This window comes from Leisingera aquaemixtae, from assembly GCF_006740765.1.
In the GTDB taxonomy this organism is placed as follows: Bacteria; Pseudomonadota; Alphaproteobacteria; order Rhodobacterales; family Rhodobacteraceae; genus Leisingera; species Leisingera aquaemixtae.
In genome coordinates, this window is sequence record NZ_CP041159.1 from 1553465 (window position 1) to 1570664 (window position 17200).

The following is a 17200-nucleotide window of genomic DNA, read 5'->3' on the forward strand; positions in this document are numbered from 1 at the left end:
CTATTAAATAAACAACTGTTCAATTCATTGCGCCACGGGAGGAGCTGAATATGGATTTCGCACTCACAGAGGAACAGCAGGCCATCTTTGACATGGCCCAAGCCTTTGGCCAGGAAAACATCGCGCCGCACTCCCGCCAGTGGGAGAAAGACGGCACCATCCCCAAATCCCTGTGGCCGCAGCTGGCGGAACTGGGCTTTGGCGGGCTCTATGTCTCCGAAGAATACGGCGGCTCCGGTTTGTCCCGCCTCGACGCCACACTGGTGTTCGAAGCGCTGGCAATGGCCGACCCCGCCGTTGGCTCTTTCCTGTCGATCCACAACATGTGCGGCGGCATGATCGACAAGTTCGGCTCCGAAGAGACCAAGCAGAAATGGCTGCCCAGCCTCTGCTCGATGGAGAAGATCTTCTCCTACTGCCTGACCGAACCCGGCTCCGGCTCCGACGCGGCGGCGCTGAAAACCCGCGCCGAACGCAGCAATGACGGCTATGTGCTGAACGGCACCAAGGCGTTCATTTCCGGCGGCTCCTACTCCGACGCCTATGTCGTGATGTGCCGCACCGGCGAGGACGGGCCCAAGGGCATCTCCACTGTGGTGGTCGAGGACGGCAACCCCGGCCTCTCCTTCGGCGCGCTGGAGGACAAGATGGGCTGGAAGGCGCAGCCCACCTCGCAGGTGCAGTTCGACGACTGCGCGATCCCGGCGGACAACCTGATCGGCGAGGAAGGCAAGGGCTTTTCCTACGCCATGGCAGGCCTCGACGGCGGCCGCCTGAACATCTCGGCGGGTGCCCTGGGCGGCGCCCAGGCAGCGCTGGACCAGACCGTGCAATACATGTCCGAGCGCAAGGCCTTCGGCAAATCCATCAACCAGTTCCAGGCGCTGCAGTTCCGGCTGGCTGAATATGAAACCCGCCTGCAGGCCGCCCGAACCTTCCTGCGCCAGGCGGCGTGGAAGCTGGACAACGGCGCCCATGACGCCACCAAGTTCTGCGCCATGGCCAAGCTGATGGTGACCGACACCGCCTTTGACGTGGCCAACGGCTGCCTGCAGCTGCACGGCGGCTACGGCTACCTCGCCGACTACGGCGTCGAGAAGATCGTGCGTGACCTGCGGGTCCACCAGATCCTGGAAGGCACCAACGAGATCATGCGCCTGATCGTCGCGCGCCAGCTGATTGCAGAGTAACCTGCAATCAGCACACTGCCCGCGGCAAGACATACTGACGGAGCACGCCCGATGAGTGATATCCATATCCGCAAGTCCGGCCAGGCCGGCCGCATCACCTTCACCCGCCCCAAGGCGCTGAACGCGATGAGCTACGAGATGTGCATGGCGATCGACGCCGCTATGCGCGATTGGGCTGAGGATGATGCCGTCAAGCTGGTGGTGATCGACGCCGAAGGCGAAAAGGCCTTCTGTGCGGGCGGCGACATTGCCGAGCTCTATGACACCGGCACCAAGGGCGACTACTCCTATGGCCGCACTTTCTGGCGCGATGAATACCGGCTGAACGCGCGCATCTTCGAGTACAAGAAGCCGGTGATCAGCTTCATGCAGGGCTTCACCATGGGCGGCGGCGTCGGCATCGGCTGCCACGGCACCCACCGGGTGGTCGGCGAAAGCAGCCAGATCGCCATGCCGGAGGTCGGCATCGGCCTGGTGCCGGATGTGGGCGGCTCCCTGATGCTGGCCCTGGCGCCGGATCACCTCGGCGAATACCTCGGCATGACGGCGGCGCGGATGGGCGCGGACGACGCCATCCTCGCAGGCTTTGCCGACTACTTCATTCCGCAGGACGGCTGGCCCGCACTGATTGCCGCGCTGGAGGAAACCGGCACCGCCAAACGGGTCGAGGACGCCGCCAAGCCCGCCCCCGAAGGCAAGCTGCGCGGCATCCGCGCGGACGCGGCCAGGCATTTCGGCAAGGACAGCCTCGAAGCCATCCGCCAAAGCCTTGAGGCAGACAGCAGCGGCTTCGCGGCGGCGGCGCTGAAGTCCCTGAACCGCAATTCGCCGCTGTCGATGGCCTGCACGCTGGAAATGCTGCGCCGCCTGCGCGCCGATGGCCCCGCCATCCGCCGCGCGCTGGACCTGGAATACCGCTATACCTACCGGGCGATGGAAAAGGGCGATTTCCTGGAAGGCATCCGGGCCCAGATCATTGACAAGGACCGCAATCCGCAGTGGCAATACGCCAGCCAGGCAGTTCCCGCCTCCGCGGTTGAGGAGATGCTGGCGCCGCTCGGCGCGCAGGCGCTGACATTTGAGGAGGAAAACGCATGAAGATCGGATTTATCGGACTTGGCAACATGGGCGGCCCGATGGCCGCGAACCTGGCCAAGGCCGGCCACGAGGTGACCGGTTTTGACATGGCCGATGTCAGCATCGAGGGCGTGCAGATGGCCGCCTCCGGCCCCGAGGCCGCGGCAGGCGCCGATGCCGTGATCACCATGCTGCCCAACGGCGCCATCCTGCGCCTTGTCGCGGCTGAGGTGATCCCGGCAATGGCCAAGGGCGCGACCCTCATCGACTGCTCCACCGTCGACGTGGACTCCGCCCGCGCGGTTGCCGAACAGGCTGCGGACGCGGGCCTGATGTTCGTGGACGCGCCGGTCTCCGGCGGCATCGGCGGCGCCGCGGGCGGCACGCTCACCTTCATGGCCGGCGGCTCGGCAGAGGCGTTTGCGGCAGCAGAGCCGCTGTTCGGCATCATGGGCCAGAAGGCCGTGCATTGCGGCGAAGCCGGCGCCGGCCAGGCCGCCAAGATCTGCAACAACATGATCCTCGGCGTCACCATGATCGCCACCTGCGAGGCCTTTGCCCTGGCCGACAAGCTGGGCCTCGACCGGCAGAAGATGTTCGACGTCGTCTCCACCTCCTCCGGCTACAGCTGGACCATGAACGCCTATTGCCCTGCCCCCGGCGTTGGCCCGCAGTCGCCCGCGGACAACAACTACCAGCCCGGTTTCGCGTCGGAACTGATGCTCAAGGATCTGGGTCTCAGCCAGCAGGCTGCCGAAAGTGCCGATGCCGACACGCCGATGGGCGAACTGGCCATGGCGCTCTACAAGAAGTTCGTTGAGGAAGAAGACGGCAAGGGCATGGACTTCTCTGCCATGCTGCCCCGGTTCGAAAAGCGCGGCCGCGAAGGCTGAGGCCCGCGCGCATTCCGGCGCATCCGGCACAACCACAGCACCGCTTCAGGCCGGCCCCGCACAGGGCCGGCCTGATGCTTTTCCGCGCCCCGCGAAAACCCGTAGAGTTTTATTAAACATCCGGATTTAGACGCCGCCGCGCCACAGTTCTGTCTAACTTCTCCACCATTCCGGTAAGCGACCGTAAAACCCCGCGCACCCGGAGGCAGACTGGACGCCATGGCAACCGCAACGGAACTGAGCATCGACACCACTGCCAGCGCTTTGCAGATGGCAGAGGAAATCTTCGGCGACGGCGTCACGGTGACCGGCGCCGCCTACAGCGGCGATGCGCTGTCCTCGGGCATCTACTCCGGCGCGGACACCACTACCCCGGGAGTGGCGCCTGCGGATTCCGGGGTGATCCTGTCAACCGGCCACGCCCGCGACTTCACCAACAGCGACGGCAGCACGAACACCAACCAGCGAACCGATACTACCACCAACACCAGCGGTGTGGACGGGGATGCGGATTTCAACACGCTGGCGGGCACCCAGACCTATGATGCCTCCATTCTCGAGGTCGAATTCATCCCCGACGGCGACACGCTGACCATCGATTTCGTGCTGTCTTCCGAGGAATACCCGGAGTTCGTGAATTCGCAGTACAACGACGTGATCGGCGTCTGGGTGAACGGGGTCGAGGCGAAGGTCTCCATCGGCGACGGCACCGCCTCGATCGGCAATATCAACGATGGCACCGAAAACATCTATGTCGACAATACCGGCGACAGCTTCAACACGGAGATGGACGGCTTCACCATCACCCTGACGTTTGTCGCACCGGTGACGGCGGGTGAAGTCAACACCCTGAAAATCGGCGTCGCGGATACCTCCGACATTGCCTATGACACCAACTTGCTGATTGCCGGCGGTTCGGTGCAGACCGCGATTGTTGCCGAAGACGATCAGGAAGACATCGCCATCGGCAAAACCAGGGTCATTGATGTCCTGGAGAACGACAGCACCGCCGCCGGCGGCACGCTGAGCATCACCCATATCAACGACTACGAGGTCTCAGCCGGCGACACCGTCACGCTGACCACTGGCCAGCAGATCACCCTGAACGCCGATGGCACCCTCACCGTGGTCACCGACGGCGACCTGGAAACGGTTTACTTCAACTACACCGCGGACAACGGCCAGGGCAATTCCGACACCGGCCTGGTGGAGATCAACCAGACCGTCCCCTGCTTCCTGCGCGGCACCCTGATCCGGGTGCCCGGCGGCGAGGTTCCGGTCGAGGATCTGCGCCCCGGCATGGAGGTCCTGACCCTGGACAACGGCCCGCAGGTGCTGCAGTGGACCGGCAGCCGCCGCACTGCCTGCACCGCCGCGACCGCCCCGATCCGCTTTGCCGCAGGCAGCTTCGGCAACAGCTGCGACCTCTATGTCTCGCCCCAGCACCGGATGGTTGTCTCCGGCCCGCTGGCCGAGCTGCTGTTCGGCGAACCCGAAGTGCTGGTCAAGGCCAAGGACCTGGTCAACGGCACCACCATCCGCCCGGCGCTGGAGCTGGCGCAGGCGGACTACTTCCACCTCTTGTTCGGCAGCCACCAGATTCTCTGGGCCAACGGCGCCCTCAGCGAAAGCTATCAGCCCGGTCCGGAAACCGCGGCCGGCTTTGACGCGGACACGCAGGCGGAAATCCGCGAGTTGTTCCCGGAACTGTGCGCAAAAAGCGGCCGCGGCTGCGGCGCCGCCGCGCGGCTGTCGCTGCGCGCCTTCGAAGCGCGGGTTATTGCCGCCGCGTAAGCGGCAACCGGCAGCCTGCCGCCACCCCTTTCCGTGCGCTCTTGGAATTGCCGCAGGGGCGGTTATGTGGTGGGCAGCGAAATGAGGATCCGCTTTAAATGGTACGCCGTCACATTGTTCCCTTCACCGTTCTTGCCGCTGCCTGCGCGCTGGCCATTCCGCTGGCGGCCGGCAATGGCCACGACAAGCCTGAGCAGGCCAGCTTCCAATGCCCGGCCGGTCTGACCAGACAAGCCGCGCAATGCGTGCCTCCGTCTCAGGCGAAAAAGTTCTACCGCCGCGGCGATCACATTCTGGATGACTACGTCTGGATCGGCGAGCCAGGCGGCTGGGCGCCGGATCCCTACGGCAGCTATGTCGAGGCTGGCGGCTATGTCTATCAGGTCAACCGCGAAACCCATAAGGTGCTGCGCCTGATCGGCGCCGGGGCGGTGCTGGACAATTAACCGCCAGCGCCGGTTTCCCCGCCCGGCCCGGCCATCGCCTCCAGCCTGCCGCGGGTGGCCTCATCGGCGGGGAACAGCATCTCGATACGCAGGTCCGACATCGCCAGATCGCCGGTGCCGCCGAACTGGGTGATGGTGGAAAAGAACGACAGCACCTGCCCGCCCATCCGGTAGCGCGCCGGGATCACCGCGGGCAGGACCCCGTCGTCCGCGCCCCCAGGCTCTGCCGCGCGGCGCTGCAGCCGCGCGATCGCCTGCTCCAGAACCGGGTCGGCACCGAAACTGGCCAGCTCGGTCCGCAGCCGCGCCAGGCTGTGCCGCTCGACCTCCTCCAGATTGTCCAGCGCCGCCCTGAGCGCGGCATTGCCCAGCAGCGCCTCGATCAGGCTGCTGCCCCGGGTGATGCACGCGCTGCCCAGCATCAGCGCCGCGGCGCGGTTCATGTCCACCAGATGCCAGTGCCGGTCAATCAGCATGGCGGGATAGGGCTCATGCCGCTCCAGCATCCGCTCCGCCGCCTGACGCAACGGCGCCAGCTCCGCATCGTTCAGATCCCGCCGCACATGGGCAGGCGCCAGCCCCGCCGCCGTCAGCAGCTGGTTGCGGGCCGCCGCCGGCACCTGCAGCTCCTCGCTCAGCCGCAGCACCATGCCGCGGCTGGGCTGCGCGCGCCCGGTCTCCAGAAACGACAGATGCCGCGGCGACACCCCGGCGCTCAGCGCCAGCTCCATCTGGCTCAGCCGCCGGATCTGCCGCCATTTCTTCAAAACCCCGCCAAAGCCTGCCATCGCCGCTGCCTCCTGCCTGCGCCTACTCTACCGCAGCCGCGCACAAAAACACTTCCCTCCAAGGTAATTGTTTTCTCTCCCTGCCTGCCCGCAGTCTAGGGCCGGTTCACAACAGGGAGGTTCCGATGACCCATTCCGCTTCCGTCCGCTGGCTCAAAACCGCCGCGGTACTGTCCGCCGCCTTCGGTCTGGCCTTGGTGCTGGCGCTGGCAACGCCGCTTGCACACGGCCTCGGCTTCTTTCTGGATCTGGCCTTTCTGCCGCTGGACGGCGGGCAGCGGCCGCAGCCCGGTCCGGCCGCCCTGATGACCGCTATCAGCGGCGGCCTGATGTGCGGTTTCAGCGTGCTGATCTATCTGGTGACACATCATATCTACAGCACCGGCCCCGCGCTCGGCCGCCGGCTGCTGATTCCGGCGCTGCTGGCCTGGTATATCCCCGACAGCCTCGGCTCCCTCGCCGCGGGCGCCTGGTTCAACGTAGTGATGAACTCGGCCTTCCTGGCCTTGTTCCTGGTGCCGCTGCTGCTGGCCCGCCCCGCCTCCGCCCAAACGGCATAAGAAAAGGGGCGGATCCGCCCCCTTTCATCTTTCCCAAAATACTCCGGGGTGAATTGGCCGCAAGGCCAAGAGGGGCAGCGCCCCTCTCCCTACTCCGCCGCCACCTTCCGCGCCGCCAGAATGTCCTTCAGATAGTGCCCGGTGTGGCTGCGCGGCTCATCGGCCACCGCTTCCGGCGTGCCCGCCGCGACAATCTCACCGCCGCCGTCGCCGCCTTCCGGGCCGATGTCGATGATCCAGTCCGCAGTCTTGATCACATCCAGATTGTGCTCAATCACCACCACCGAATTGCCCTGCTCCACCAGTTCGTGCAGCACCTCCAGCAGCTTCTTCACATCCTCGAAATGCAGTCCCGTGGTTGGCTCGTCCAGAATATACAGCGTCCGCCCGGTGGAGCGTTTCGACAGCTCTTTCGACAGCTTCACCCGCTGCGCTTCGCCGCCCGACAGCGTTGTCGCCTGCTGGCCCACCTTGATATAGCCAAGGCCCACCCGCATCAGCGCGTCCATCTTGTCACGGATCGCCGGCACCGCCTGGAAGAAACCCTGCGCGTCCTCCACCGTCATATCCAGCACATCGGCAATGCTCTTGCCCTTGAACTTGATCTCAAGCGTCTCGCGGTTGTAGCGCGCGCCCTTGCAGGTTTCGCAGGTCACATAGACGTCGGGCAAAAAGTGCATCTCGATCTTGATGACCCCGTCGCCCTGGCACGCCTCGCAGCGGCCGCCCTTGACGTTGAAGGAGAACCGGCCCGGCTTGTAGCCCCGCGCCTTGGCCTCCGGCAGGCCGGCAAACCAGTCGCGGATCGGGGTGAAGGCGCCGGTATAGGTCGCAGGGTTCGACCGCGGCGTGCGGCCGATCGGGCGCTGGTCGATGTCGATCACCTTGTCCAGATGCTCCAGCCCCTTGATGCTCTCGCAGGGGGCCGGCGTCTGGCGCGCGCCGTTCAGGCGCATGGAGGCGGTCTTGAACAGCGTCTCGATGGTCAGCGTCGACTTGCCGCCGCCCGACACACCTGTCACGCAAACGAACTTGCCCAGCGGGAACTCCGCCGTCACCTCTTTCAGGTTGTTGCCGGTGGCCTTCACCACCTTGATCTTCTTCTTGTTGCCCTTGCGCCGCTTGCCCGGCACCGGGATCTCCCGCGTGCCCGCCAGGTACTGGCCGGTAATCGACCCCGCGTCGGAGGCAATCTGCTGAGGCGTGCCTTGGCTCACAACTTCTCCGCCATGCACCCCGGCGCCGGGGCCGATGTCAAAGACGTAATCCGCCTGCCGGATCATGTCCTCGTCATGCTCCACCACGATCACCGTGTTGCCCTGGTCGCGCAGGTTCTTCAGCGTGCCGATCAGCCGGTCGTTGTCGCGCTGGTGCAGCCCGATCGACGGCTCATCCAGCACATAGAGAACGCCCGTCAGGCCAGAGCCGATCTGCGACGCCAGCCGGATCCGCTGGCTCTCGCCGCCGGACAACGTGCCGGAGGACCGCGACAGCGTCAGATACTCCAGCCCCACGTTGTTCAGGAACCCCAACCGCTCGCGGATCTCCTTGACGATGGCGCGGGCGATCTCCTGCTTCTGCTGGCTCAGGTGATTGGGCACATCCTCGATCCAGGCCAGCGCCTCGCGGATCGACAGCTGCACCACCTGCCCCACATGCACGCCCGCGATCTTCACCGCCAGCGCCTCGTCCCGCAGCCGGTAGCCCTCGCAGTGGTGGCAGTGGCGGTTGTTCTGGTAGCGCTCGAACTCCTCGCGGATCCAGTTGGAATCGGTCTCGCGGTAGCGCCGCTCCATGTTCGGAATGACACCCTCAAACGTCCGCTCCACCTGGTAGACCCGCCCGCCCTCATCATAGCGGAACTGGATCTCCTCCTCGCCGGAACCATAGAGGAACACTTTCTGCACCTTCTCGGGCAGGTCCTTCCAGACGGTGTTCTTGTCAAACTGATAGTGCTTGGCGATTGCTTCGATGGTCTGCAGGAAATAGGGCGACTTGCCCTTGCGCCAGGGCGCCAGCGCGCCGTCATAGACCTTCAGGCTCTGGTCCGGCACCACCAGCCGCTCGTCAAAGAACAGCTCCACCCCCAGGCCGTCGCAATGCGGGCAGGCCCCGAAGGGCGCGTTAAAGGAGAACAGCCGCGGCTCGATCTCCGGGATGGTGAAACCGCTGACCGGACAGGCGAAATTCTCGCTGAAGGTGATCCGCTCCGGATCGCCCTCCTTGGGCGCGGTTTCCAGAATGGCAATGCCATCAGCCAGGTCCAGCGCGGTGCGCAAGCTGTCCGCCAGCCGCGTCTCCATACCCTCGCGCACCACCAGACGGTCGACCACCACGTCGATGTCATGGCGGAACTTCTTGTCCAGCACCGGCGGCTCGTCGAGCTCATAGAACTCCCCGTTGACCTTCACCCGCTGGAAGCCCTGCTTGCGCAGCTCCAGGAATTCCTTCTTGTACTCGCCCTTGCGGTCGCGGACGATCGGCGCCAGCAGAAAGCCGCGGGTGCCTTCCTCCATCTCCATGATCCGGTCGACCATGTCCTGCACCTGCTGCGCCTCGATGGGCTTGCCGGTGGCCGGCGAATAGGGCGTGCCCGCGCGGGCAAACAGCAGACGCAGATAGTCATAGATTTCCGTCACCGTGCCGACGGTGGAGCGGGGGTTCTTCGAGGTTGTCTTCTGCTCGATCGAGATCGCGGGAGACAGGCCGCTGATGTGGTCCACATCCGGCTTTTCCATCATGTCGAGGAACTGGCGCGCATAGGCGCTCAAGCTTTCCACATAGCGGCGCTGGCCCTCGGCATAGATTGTGTCGAACGCCAGCGAGGATTTGCCGGAGCCGGACAGGCCGGTGATCACCACCAGCTCATCGCGCGGGATGTCCACGTCGATGCTTTTCAGATTGTGCTCGCGCGCACCGCGCACTTCGATGGATTTCAGCTCAGCCATAATGCCCCCGTACACGCGCCCGCCGACCCCTTGGCGGACGCCAGCCCTACAGATAGGGAATGCGATTGGAAACGCCAAGCCCCCATAAAGAACATATCACGAACAAGAGGAAGTTTGCTGACAGCAGCTGGCAGCAGCCGCACCGCCTGCGTTTGCCGGTCCGGATTTCCCCGAAATCCGGCGCGCCGCGCCCCGCGCGGCGCTAGGCCCAACGGGCGGCGGTCCCCCTTGGGGACCGGCGGCGGGCGGGAGCGCTTGCGTCAGGCCGTCCCGCGGCGCCGGGCGGCCAGCAGCAGATGCACCGCCGCGCCGCTCAGGAACAGCACCAGCAGCGCCGCCATCATGCCGCCGAACCCCGCCGCGGACAGCGACAGCACCATCAGCGGCGTGCCGATGGTGTTGCCCAAATTGCCCATCTGCGCCATCGCGCCGCTGGCCTGCGCCCGCGCCACGGCGGTTTCATTCAGCTGCGGCACCGCGGCAAAGGAGCCGCCCTGCACCAGCCCCATCGCGCCCGCCATCGCGATACAGGCCAGCGGCGCGCCGGGCATGGCCCACAGCCACAGCGCCGCCGCCGCGCAGGCCAGGAACCCCAGCTGCGCCAGCCGCACCCCGGGCAGAAACCGCAGCAGGAAGACGCCGAGCGTCATCGACACCGCGATGCTGGCCAGCGGCATCGTCCCCAGCACCAGCCCGCGCGCGGTGTCCGCGATATAGGGCGGGATCACCGTCAGCACCGCCACAAAGCAGCAAGTGTAAAACAGCCAGCCCGCGGCCGGCGCCGCAATCCAGGGCGAGCGGTAGATCGGCAGATGCAGGCCCGGCAGCTCCGCCAGCCGCGGCAGCGGCGCCCGCGGCGGCACCGGCACCGCGCGCAGGGCAAGGCCCAGCAGCACCGCCAGCCCCGCCATCACCGCCGCATGGGCAGCAAACAGCGCCAGCAGGCCCCAGGCCCGCACCAGCGGCAGGCCGAACCACGCCAGCACGGTAAAGGCCACGGCGAAAAACGTGCTCCACAGGGTCATCGCCAGACCCCGGCCGCGGTCGGAACTCAGCTGCGCAATCAGCACCGGACCGGCCACCACAATGCCCAGATGCGACAGCCCCTCAGCCACCCTCGTGGCCAGGAACAGCCCGAACGGCAGATGCAGCGCCTGCAAGGCCGACACCGCCGCCCCGGCCCCCAAGGCCCAGACCAGCGTGCGCCGGTAGCCGAAGGCCGCCGCATAGGGGCCCGCCACCGCGCCCAGCAGGATGCCCAGCATCCCGACCAGCGACACCGAGAAGCTGAGCGCCGTTCCCGCCTGCGGGTACAGCTCGCCCATGCGGCCGAAGATCACCGAAATCTTGCCGTATTGCGCCGCCGCCCCCAGCCCCGCCGCCCAGACCGCCAGGATCAGCCCCCAGCGGGAGGTTCCGCCATCCGTCAAACTGTCTGCCCTCTAATAGAAAAAGCAGGCACCCGCGCCTGCTTTTCCTGTCCTGCCCGCTAAACCCGGCCGCGGCAAGAGCTGCGGCGCGGGAATGCTGCGTCACATGTGGATGACGCGGCCATAGGCGTCGAGCACCGATTCATGCATCATCTCGCTCAGCGTCGGATGCGGGAAGACGGTGTTCATCAGGTCTTCCTCGGTGGTCTCCAGCTGGCGGCCGACCACATAGCCCTGGATCAGCTCGGTCACCTCGGCGCCGACCATATGCGCCCCCAGCAGCTCGCCGGTCTTGGCGTCAAAGATGGTCTTCACCATGCCCTCGGCCTCTCCCAGCGCAATCGCCTTGCCGTTGCCGATGAAGGGGAAGCGGCCGACCTTGATGTCATAGCCCAGCTCCTTCGCCTTCGCCTCGGTATAGCCGACGGAGGCGACCTGCGGCTGGCAGTAGGTGCAGCCTGCAATGCTTTCCGGCTTGACCGGATGCGCGTGTTTGCCCGCGATCAGCTCGGCCACCATAACGCCCTCGTGGGACGCCTTGTGCGCCAGCCAGGGCGCGCCGGCGATGTCGCCGATGGCATAAAGGCCGTCAACGCCGGTGCGGCAGAATTCGTCCGTGACCACATGGGTGCGGTCGACCTTGACGCCCAGCTCTTCCAGCCCCAGGCCCTCGACGTTGCCGACGATGCCCACGGCGGAGATCACGGTGTCAAAGTCGTGCTTCTCGACCTTGCCGCCCACCTCGATATGGGCGGTCACCTTGCCCTTGCCACGGTCCAGCTGCTTGACCATGGCTTTCTCCATGATCTTCATGCCCTGTTTGACAAAGGCCTTCTTGGCAAAGGCGGAGATTTCGGCGTCTTCCACCGGCAGCACCCGGTCCATTACTTCAACCACCGTCGTTTCGGCGCCGAGCGTGTTGTAGAAGCTTGCAAATTCAATGCCGATCGCGCCGGAGCCGATGACCAGCAGCTTCTTCGGCATCCGGACGGGGTCCAGCGCATGCTTGTAGGTCCAGACCAGATCGCCGTCCGCTTCCAGCCCCGGCAGTTCGCGGGCACGGGCGCCGGTGGCCAGCACGATGTTCTTGGCGGTCAGATCCTGCGTGCCCTTGTCGGTTTTGACCGAGACCTTTCCCTTGGCCGGAATGGACGCCTCGCCCATCACCACGTCGATCTTGTTCTTCTTCATCAGATGGCCGATGCCGGAAGACAGCTGCTTGGCCACCCCGCGCGAGCGTTTCACCACCGCGTCCAGGTCATAGCCGATGTTTTCCGCCTTCAGGCCGAAATCCTTGGCGCGCTCCATCAGGTGGAACACTTCCGAGGAGCGCAGCAGCGCCTTGGTCGGGATACAGCCCCAGTTCAGGCAGATGCCGCCCAGATGCTCGCGCTCGACCACACAGGTCTTCAGCCCCAGCTGCGCTGCGCGGATGGCGGCAACATAGCCCCCCGGCCCGGCGCCGATTACGATCACGTCATAGGATTGTGCGGCCATGCTGTCCCCTCGCCTTGAACAGGATCCATAAAACTAGTTTACCGTTAAACTATTTCTTTCTGCACTGCAATCATCCTCTTCTGCGGCATTGCGGCCCTGCGCGCTCCGGCAGGTTTCCGCTTGGCAGCGAGGCTGGTTCCGGGCCAGCATAAGCTGAAACATGCACAGCAATCCACAGCCGGGAGCGGAAGAATATGAAACGGACGGTTGCCGATCTTGCCAAGGCCCTTCTCAACGCCACCCTGATCCTGCTGGCGCTGTGTCTGTTTCTGGGGTGGAAGCTGATGGCCGCCGCCTCTGCCGTCACCGCCCATGCGGAGCAGATCGCCAGCCAGGTTGCCCCGCTGCACACCGCCGCAACCGGGCTTCGGGAGGATCTGGCCAGCCTGCGCGCCGCCCTTCAGGAAAGACCGGGGCAAGACGGACAGGGGCAGGACGGAGCAGGCCTGGACGGAGCAGACACCGCCTCAGCGGCCCGCCTCGGCCGTATCGAGGAGCGCCTGGACCAGCTGCAGACAAATCTGGCCGGGGTCCGGCAGCTGCCGCTGCAATCGGCGGAACAGGCCGGCCGCGCCGGCGCGGCGGAACTCGCCGGCCGCATCATCCGCGCCGTCCCGCTGCTGCAGGACGGCAGCGCCTGCCCGCCGCCGCCGGGCCAACCCGGCAGCTGACCCGGCATCAGCGCGCCGCGGCAAAGGCCTCCAGCAGCGCGCCGAACTCCTCCATCGAGGGGAACTGCGCAAAACTGTGCTCAGCCGCGACCCCGGCAAAGGGAAGCCGGGCAGCGGTCCAGGTTTCAACGAACGGCCGGAACCAGCTGATATCGCCGAACATCACCGGACGCACGTTCACAAACGCCTCGACGCCGGTGATGCGGGTGAACATCCAGGTCATGCATTCCGGGCAGCAGTAATGCGCCAGCTCCGGCCCCTTGGCGCCGCCAACGGCCGGCGCGCCCTGCACCACCCGGAAGGCCTCCGCCGGAAACATCGCGGTCAGGGAGAACGCGCTGGCGCTCATCTTCTGGCAGCCGCGGCAGTGGCAGGCCGCGGTCAGCACCGGCGCGGCGGAAACCTCAATCACGGTCGCGCCGCAGCGGCAGCTGCCGGTCATCGGAAATTCTGCTGTGGTCATGCGGCGGTCCTCAATGGCGTGTTCGAAATACAGAGCCCCTCCCTGCCGCAGGCCGCCCCTTGGCACAAGGGACCACGCAACAGAAAACGCCGCGCCCGTTTCCAGGCGCGGCGTTAAAATCTTCCAGCAGCGCCGGCGTCAGCCAGCCGCTTGCATCTGCCGCACGGTCTCGCCGTAGCCGCCCGACATGACATAGTCGCGCTCGGGCGCGGTGCTGGCGCGGTGCAGCGCCTCGTTGCGGTAGGGGAAGCGGCCGAACTGGCGGATCACCTCGCGATGGGCGCGGGCGTGCAGCAGGTTGGCGCGGCCGGTCTGCGGCATCCGCTCCATCATCAGCCGGATGCAGCGTTCCTGATCGCACAGGTTCTCCGAATGCATCAGCGGCAGATAGAAGAACTGCCGCGCCGGCTCGTCGATTTTCATGTCCCACTTCTTGTTGATGGCCACCTTGGCCGCCGACAGCGCCGCCGGGTCAGAGGCAAACGCCTTGCCCTTGCCGCGGAACATGTTGCGCGGAAACTGGTCCATCAGGATGACATAGGCCAGCGTCCCGCTCGGGTAGGTCAGCCAGAAGGAGAACTTGCCCTCGCAAGCCTCCTGCCAGGTTTTCTGAAACTTTGTGCGGATCTCCTGATCCAGCGCCTCATCCTGCAGATACCATCCCTTCTCCCCGACCTCGTCGAGCCAGAATGCAAGTATCTCTTTGGGACCAGCCATCGGTCTTAACTCCAAGTTTTTCCTGACCCTGATTTCAGGCCATTTTACGTTGCCATTACAAGTAACCTTGGGTCACAAATTGCGACAGGCAAGACCTGCGAGTGAAATAATCCTCACGAAAACGGCTGGTTAGCGCAATCACTTCTCCGCAGCGGCGGATTCCTGCTCCTCCAGCTCGGTGTCGATTGCGTATTCCTGGGCAAACTCGACCGCCACCGGCGTTGCCGTCGGCGACATAGCGGCATAGCTGCCGGTCTCCTCAACCGGGATCGAAGCGCGTTGGGTCGCACGGTACAGCGCATAGCCGGCCATCACGAACATCAGCGCGGCGATGAAGGTGAAAAAGCCCGGAGGCCCGAACACCGCATCCCCCATCAGCCAGCCGGTGATCAGCGGCCCGGCGATGGCGCCCAGCCCGTTGATGAAGATCAGCCCGCCCGAGGCCGCCGCCATGTCGTCATGCTCCAGGTAGTCGTTGGTATAGGCGATCAGCAGCGAATACAGCGGGTTCGACAGGCCGCCGATAAAGAAGGCCGCCACCAGCAGCATCTTGAAATCCGTGCCGAACAGGAAGCCCGCCACAGCGCCGCCGCCGCCCGCCAGGGCCGCGATCAGGATCAGGAAGCGGCGGTCCATACGGTCCGACAGCCAGCCCAGCGGATACTGCAGCAGCAGCGCGCCGACATAAAAGGCGGAGACAAAGATCGACAGCTGCGTCAGGGTCAGCCCGGCGGCAGAGCCGTACACCGCGCTCATCCCGAACTGGGCCGAGAACACCCCGCCCAGAAGGAACATGCCGACACAGCCCAGGGGCGAGGTCTCAAACAGCTTGCGCAGGGTCATCGGCTTGGTGGTGTCAAAGGCCGGGGTCGGCGAGATCGACAGCAAAATCGGCGCGAAAGAGATCGAAACCAGGATCGACGCGATGATGAAGGCCTCATACCCGGCCGGGTCGCCGACCTGGATCAGCCCCTGCGCCGTGATGATGCCGATGGTCTGCACGATCATGTACAGCGACAGCGCCTTGCCGCGGTTGGTGTTGTCGGCGGCGTTGTTCAGCCAGCTTTCGGCGGTCACATACACGCCCGAGAAGCAGAACCCGATGAGTATGCGCCCCAGCGCCCAGGCGATGGTGTTGGGCAGCAGCGGATAGAGGATCATCACCGCCGAGATAAAGGAGGCCAGCGCCGCAAAGACGCGCACGTGGCCGACCCGCCGGATCATCTCCGGCGCCAGCCGCGAGCCGCCCAGGAAGCCCACGAAATAGGCCGCCATCACCAGGGACATCTCGAACGAGGAGAACCCCTCCAGGTCGCCCCGGACCCCCAGCATGGTGCCCTGCAGGCCGTTGCCCACCATCAGCAGGCAAACGCCCAACAGCAGCGCCCAAGCGCTCGAAAGTACCTGAAGCATTCCGATGCCTCCTTTGAAAGCAAAGCAGCCCTCCACAAGGGACGGGCTGCCATCACATTTGAATGTTATGTCCGGGCGATCAAGGCTCGCGTGGCCGGTATCGCCGATTCTGATTTCGGTTTCATGACCCTGCGCGCGTGCTCAAGGGTCATCATTGCGGCGCTTGTCGGTGATTTCGCGCCTTTTCTCTACGGTGTATCCGCCTTTGCCGGGATCAAAAGCGACGCATCGCCATAGGAAAAGAACCGGTAGCCGCTGCGCACCGCATGGTCATAGATCCGCCGGATCTCCTCCTGCCCCATCAGGGCGGAGACCAGCATCAGCAGGGTCGATTTCGGCAGGTGGAAATTGGTCATCAGCGCGTCCGCCACCTGAAATTCGAACCCCGGGTAGATAAAGATGTCGGTGTCGCCTTCCCAGGCATGGATCTGCCCGTCTTTGGCGGCGCTCTCGATCAGCCGCAGCGCCGTGGTGCCGACCGGAATGACCCGGCCGCCCGCTGCTTTTGTCGCCGCGATGTCCGCCGCCGCGCCTTCGCTGACCTTGCCCCATTCCGCATGCATCCGGTGGGTGGTCACATCCTCCACCTTGACCGGCAGGAAGGTGCCCGCGCCGACATGCAGGGTGACATAGGAAATCTCAACCCCGCGCGCCTTCAGCGCCTCCAGCAGCGGCGTGTCGAAATGCAGCGACGCGGTCGGCGCTGCCACCGCGCCCGAATTCCTGGCCCAGACGGTCTGGTAATCGGTCTTGTCCTGCTCATCCGCGGCGCGCTTGGCGGCGATATAGGGCGGCAGCGGCATCGCGCCCGCCTCGGCCAGCGCGGCGTCGAAATCGGTGCCGCTGAGGTTGAAGCGCAGGTGGCCCTGACCGTCCTCGATGGCTTCCAGGGTCGCGCTCAGGTCATCGGAGAAGACGATCTCCTCGCCCTCGCGGATCTTTTTCAGCGGTTTCAGCAGCGCCGCCCAGCTGCCATCGGCGCGCGGCTCCAGCAGGGTTGCCTCGATCTTGGCCGCCACCGGCCCTTGCGCGCTGTCGCGGTGGCGCAGCCCGCTCAGGCGCGCCGGGATCACCTTGGTGTCGTTCAGCACCAGCCGGTCGCCGGGCTGCAGCCAGTCCACCAGATCGGTCACACGGCCGTCGTGCAGATTGCCGCCCGCAGCCACCAGCAGCCGGGCCGAGCTGCGCGGATTGGCAGGCCGGGTGGCAATCAGAGCGTCGGGCAGGTCAAAGTCGAAATCGCTGAGTTTCATGGCGCGCGCTATAGGATGTGCTGCAGGGAAAATCTATGGCGATTTTCACCCCCAGCCAGT

The 17200-nt window shown here is 65.3% G+C and carries 15 protein-coding genes; 7 read left to right on the forward strand and 8 right to left on the reverse strand.

The window, feature by feature from the left end; translation table 11 throughout:
* Positions 1–50 precede the first annotated feature (50 nt).
* The 5 genes from R2C4_RS09220 to R2C4_RS09240 all read left to right on the forward strand — a co-directional run bounded on the left by R2C4_RS09220 (position 51) and on the right by R2C4_RS09240 (position 5400).
* Complete coding sequence (locus R2C4_RS09220) at positions 51–1190, forward strand: acyl-CoA dehydrogenase family protein (RefSeq protein WP_141890403.1); 1140 nt, start codon at positions 51–53, stop codon at positions 1188–1190.
* Between the two features lie 51 nt (positions 1191–1241).
* Positions 1242–2288 (forward strand): enoyl-CoA hydratase/isomerase family protein, encoded by a 1047-nt coding sequence (locus R2C4_RS09225; RefSeq protein WP_141890404.1) that lies wholly within the window; start codon positions 1242–1244, stop codon positions 2286–2288.
* Entirely contained in the window at positions 2285–3160 is an 876-nt protein-coding gene (gene mmsB / locus R2C4_RS09230; protein WP_141890405.1) for a 3-hydroxyisobutyrate dehydrogenase, read from the forward strand. Before R2C4_RS09225 ends, mmsB begins: the two co-directional genes overlap by 4 nt.
* 219 nt (positions 3161–3379) lie before the next feature.
* Positions 3380–4954, forward strand: a complete 1575-nt coding sequence (locus tag R2C4_RS09235; RefSeq protein ID WP_141890406.1) for a choice-of-anchor L domain-containing protein — start codon at positions 3380–3382, stop codon at positions 4952–4954.
* Positions 4955–5052: 98 nt separating this feature from the next.
* Positions 5053–5400 carry a hypothetical protein gene (locus R2C4_RS09240; protein ID WP_082649556.1) on the forward strand — a complete coding sequence of 116 codons (348 nt, stop codon included), beginning with the start codon at positions 5053–5055 and terminating at the stop codon, positions 5398–5400.
* Here R2C4_RS09240 and R2C4_RS09245 read toward each other — a convergent pair.
* Positions 5397–6188: a helix-turn-helix domain-containing protein gene (locus R2C4_RS09245; RefSeq protein WP_141890407.1), complete on the reverse strand. Its 792-nt coding sequence runs from the start codon at positions 6186–6188 to the stop codon at positions 5397–5399. The genes R2C4_RS09240 and R2C4_RS09245 overlap by 4 nt on opposite strands.
* A 125-nt stretch (positions 6189–6313) precedes the next feature.
* On the opposite strand from R2C4_RS09245, the gene R2C4_RS09250 reads away from it, so the two are divergent.
* Positions 6314–6748, forward strand: coding sequence for an excinuclease ABC subunit A (locus tag R2C4_RS09250; protein WP_141890408.1), 435 nt, complete (start codon positions 6314–6316; stop codon positions 6746–6748).
* A gap of 89 nt (positions 6749–6837) precedes the next feature.
* On the opposite strand, the gene uvrA is transcribed toward R2C4_RS09250, so the two are convergent.
* The 3 genes from uvrA to lpdA all read right to left on the reverse strand — a co-directional run bounded on the left by uvrA (position 6838) and on the right by lpdA (position 12623).
* The gene (uvrA, locus tag R2C4_RS09255) at positions 6838–9696 is read right to left on the reverse strand and encodes an excinuclease ABC subunit UvrA (RefSeq protein ID WP_141890409.1); all 2859 of its coding nucleotides are present in this window, start codon (positions 9694–9696) and stop codon (positions 6838–6840) included.
* 260 nt (positions 9697–9956) lie between these two features.
* Positions 9957–11126: an MFS transporter gene (locus R2C4_RS09260; protein WP_244940811.1), complete on the reverse strand. Its 1170-nt coding sequence runs from the start codon at positions 11124–11126 to the stop codon at positions 9957–9959.
* 102 nt (positions 11127–11228) lie between these two features.
* A complete protein-coding gene (gene lpdA, locus R2C4_RS09265) occupies positions 11229–12623 on the reverse strand; it encodes a dihydrolipoyl dehydrogenase (RefSeq protein WP_141890410.1) in 1395 nt (464 codons plus the stop codon).
* A 194-nt stretch (positions 12624–12817) separates the two neighbouring features.
* On the opposite strand from lpdA, the gene R2C4_RS09270 reads away from it, so the two are divergent.
* Complete coding sequence (locus tag R2C4_RS09270; protein ID WP_141890411.1) at positions 12818–13294, forward strand: hypothetical protein; 477 nt, start codon at positions 12818–12820, stop codon at positions 13292–13294.
* 7 nt (positions 13295–13301) lie between these two features.
* Here R2C4_RS09270 and R2C4_RS09275 read toward each other — a convergent pair whose 3' ends face one another.
* From R2C4_RS09275 to queA, 4 genes are all read right to left on the reverse strand, one after another.
* The gene (locus tag R2C4_RS09275; RefSeq protein WP_141890412.1) at positions 13302–13757 is read right to left on the reverse strand and encodes a GFA family protein; all 456 of its coding nucleotides are present in this window, start codon (positions 13755–13757) and stop codon (positions 13302–13304) included.
* A gap of 138 nt (positions 13758–13895) precedes the next feature.
* The gene (locus tag R2C4_RS09280) at positions 13896–14474 is read right to left on the reverse strand and encodes a DUF924 family protein (protein WP_058287007.1); all 579 of its coding nucleotides are present in this window, start codon (positions 14472–14474) and stop codon (positions 13896–13898) included.
* A gap of 138 nt (positions 14475–14612) precedes the next feature.
* A complete protein-coding gene (locus R2C4_RS09285) occupies positions 14613–15887 on the reverse strand; it encodes an MFS transporter (protein ID WP_058287008.1) in 1275 nt (424 codons plus the stop codon).
* Between the two features lie 188 nt (positions 15888–16075).
* On the reverse strand, positions 16076–17140 hold the full coding sequence (queA, locus tag R2C4_RS09290; protein WP_141890413.1) for a tRNA preQ1(34) S-adenosylmethionine ribosyltransferase-isomerase QueA: 1065 nt from the start codon (positions 17138–17140) through the stop codon (positions 16076–16078).
* Positions 17141–17200 lie beyond the last annotated feature (60 nt).

What these genes read in the sequence shown, in the direction of transcription:
- R2C4_RS09240 (WP_082649556.1), top strand. Translation starts at nt 5,053, where the DNA reads ATGGTACGCCGTCACATTGTTCCCTTCACCGTTCTTGCCGCTGCCTGC.
- R2C4_RS09285 (WP_058287008.1), bottom strand. Translation starts at nt 15,887, where the DNA reads ATGCTTCAGGTACTTTCGAGCGCTTGGGCGCTGCTGTTGGGCGTTTGC.
- uvrA (WP_141890409.1), bottom strand. Translation starts at nt 9,696, where the DNA reads ATGGCTGAGCTGAAATCCATCGAAGTGCGCGGTGCGCGCGAGCACAAT.
- R2C4_RS09250 (WP_141890408.1), top strand. Translation starts at nt 6,314, where the DNA reads ATGACCCATTCCGCTTCCGTCCGCTGGCTCAAAACCGCCGCGGTACTG.
- R2C4_RS09220 (WP_141890403.1), top strand. Translation starts at nt 51, where the DNA reads ATGGATTTCGCACTCACAGAGGAACAGCAGGCCATCTTTGACATGGCC.
- R2C4_RS09280 (WP_058287007.1), bottom strand. Translation starts at nt 14,474, where the DNA reads ATGGCTGGTCCCAAAGAGATACTTGCATTCTGGCTCGACGAGGTCGGG.
- R2C4_RS09275 (WP_141890412.1), bottom strand. Translation starts at nt 13,757, where the DNA reads ATGACCACAGCAGAATTTCCGATGACCGGCAGCTGCCGCTGCGGCGCG.
- R2C4_RS09270 (WP_141890411.1), top strand. Translation starts at nt 12,818, where the DNA reads ATGAAACGGACGGTTGCCGATCTTGCCAAGGCCCTTCTCAACGCCACC.
- lpdA (WP_141890410.1), bottom strand. Translation starts at nt 12,623, where the DNA reads ATGGCCGCACAATCCTATGACGTGATCGTAATCGGCGCCGGGCCGGGG.
- R2C4_RS09225 (WP_141890404.1), top strand. Translation starts at nt 1,242, where the DNA reads ATGAGTGATATCCATATCCGCAAGTCCGGCCAGGCCGGCCGCATCACC.
- R2C4_RS09235 (WP_141890406.1), top strand. Translation starts at nt 3,380, where the DNA reads ATGGCAACCGCAACGGAACTGAGCATCGACACCACTGCCAGCGCTTTG.
- queA (WP_141890413.1), bottom strand. Translation starts at nt 17,140, where the DNA reads ATGAAACTCAGCGATTTCGACTTTGACCTGCCCGACGCTCTGATTGCC.
- R2C4_RS09245 (WP_141890407.1), bottom strand. Translation starts at nt 6,188, where the DNA reads ATGGCAGGCTTTGGCGGGGTTTTGAAGAAATGGCGGCAGATCCGGCGG.
- mmsB (WP_141890405.1), top strand. Translation starts at nt 2,285, where the DNA reads ATGAAGATCGGATTTATCGGACTTGGCAACATGGGCGGCCCGATGGCC.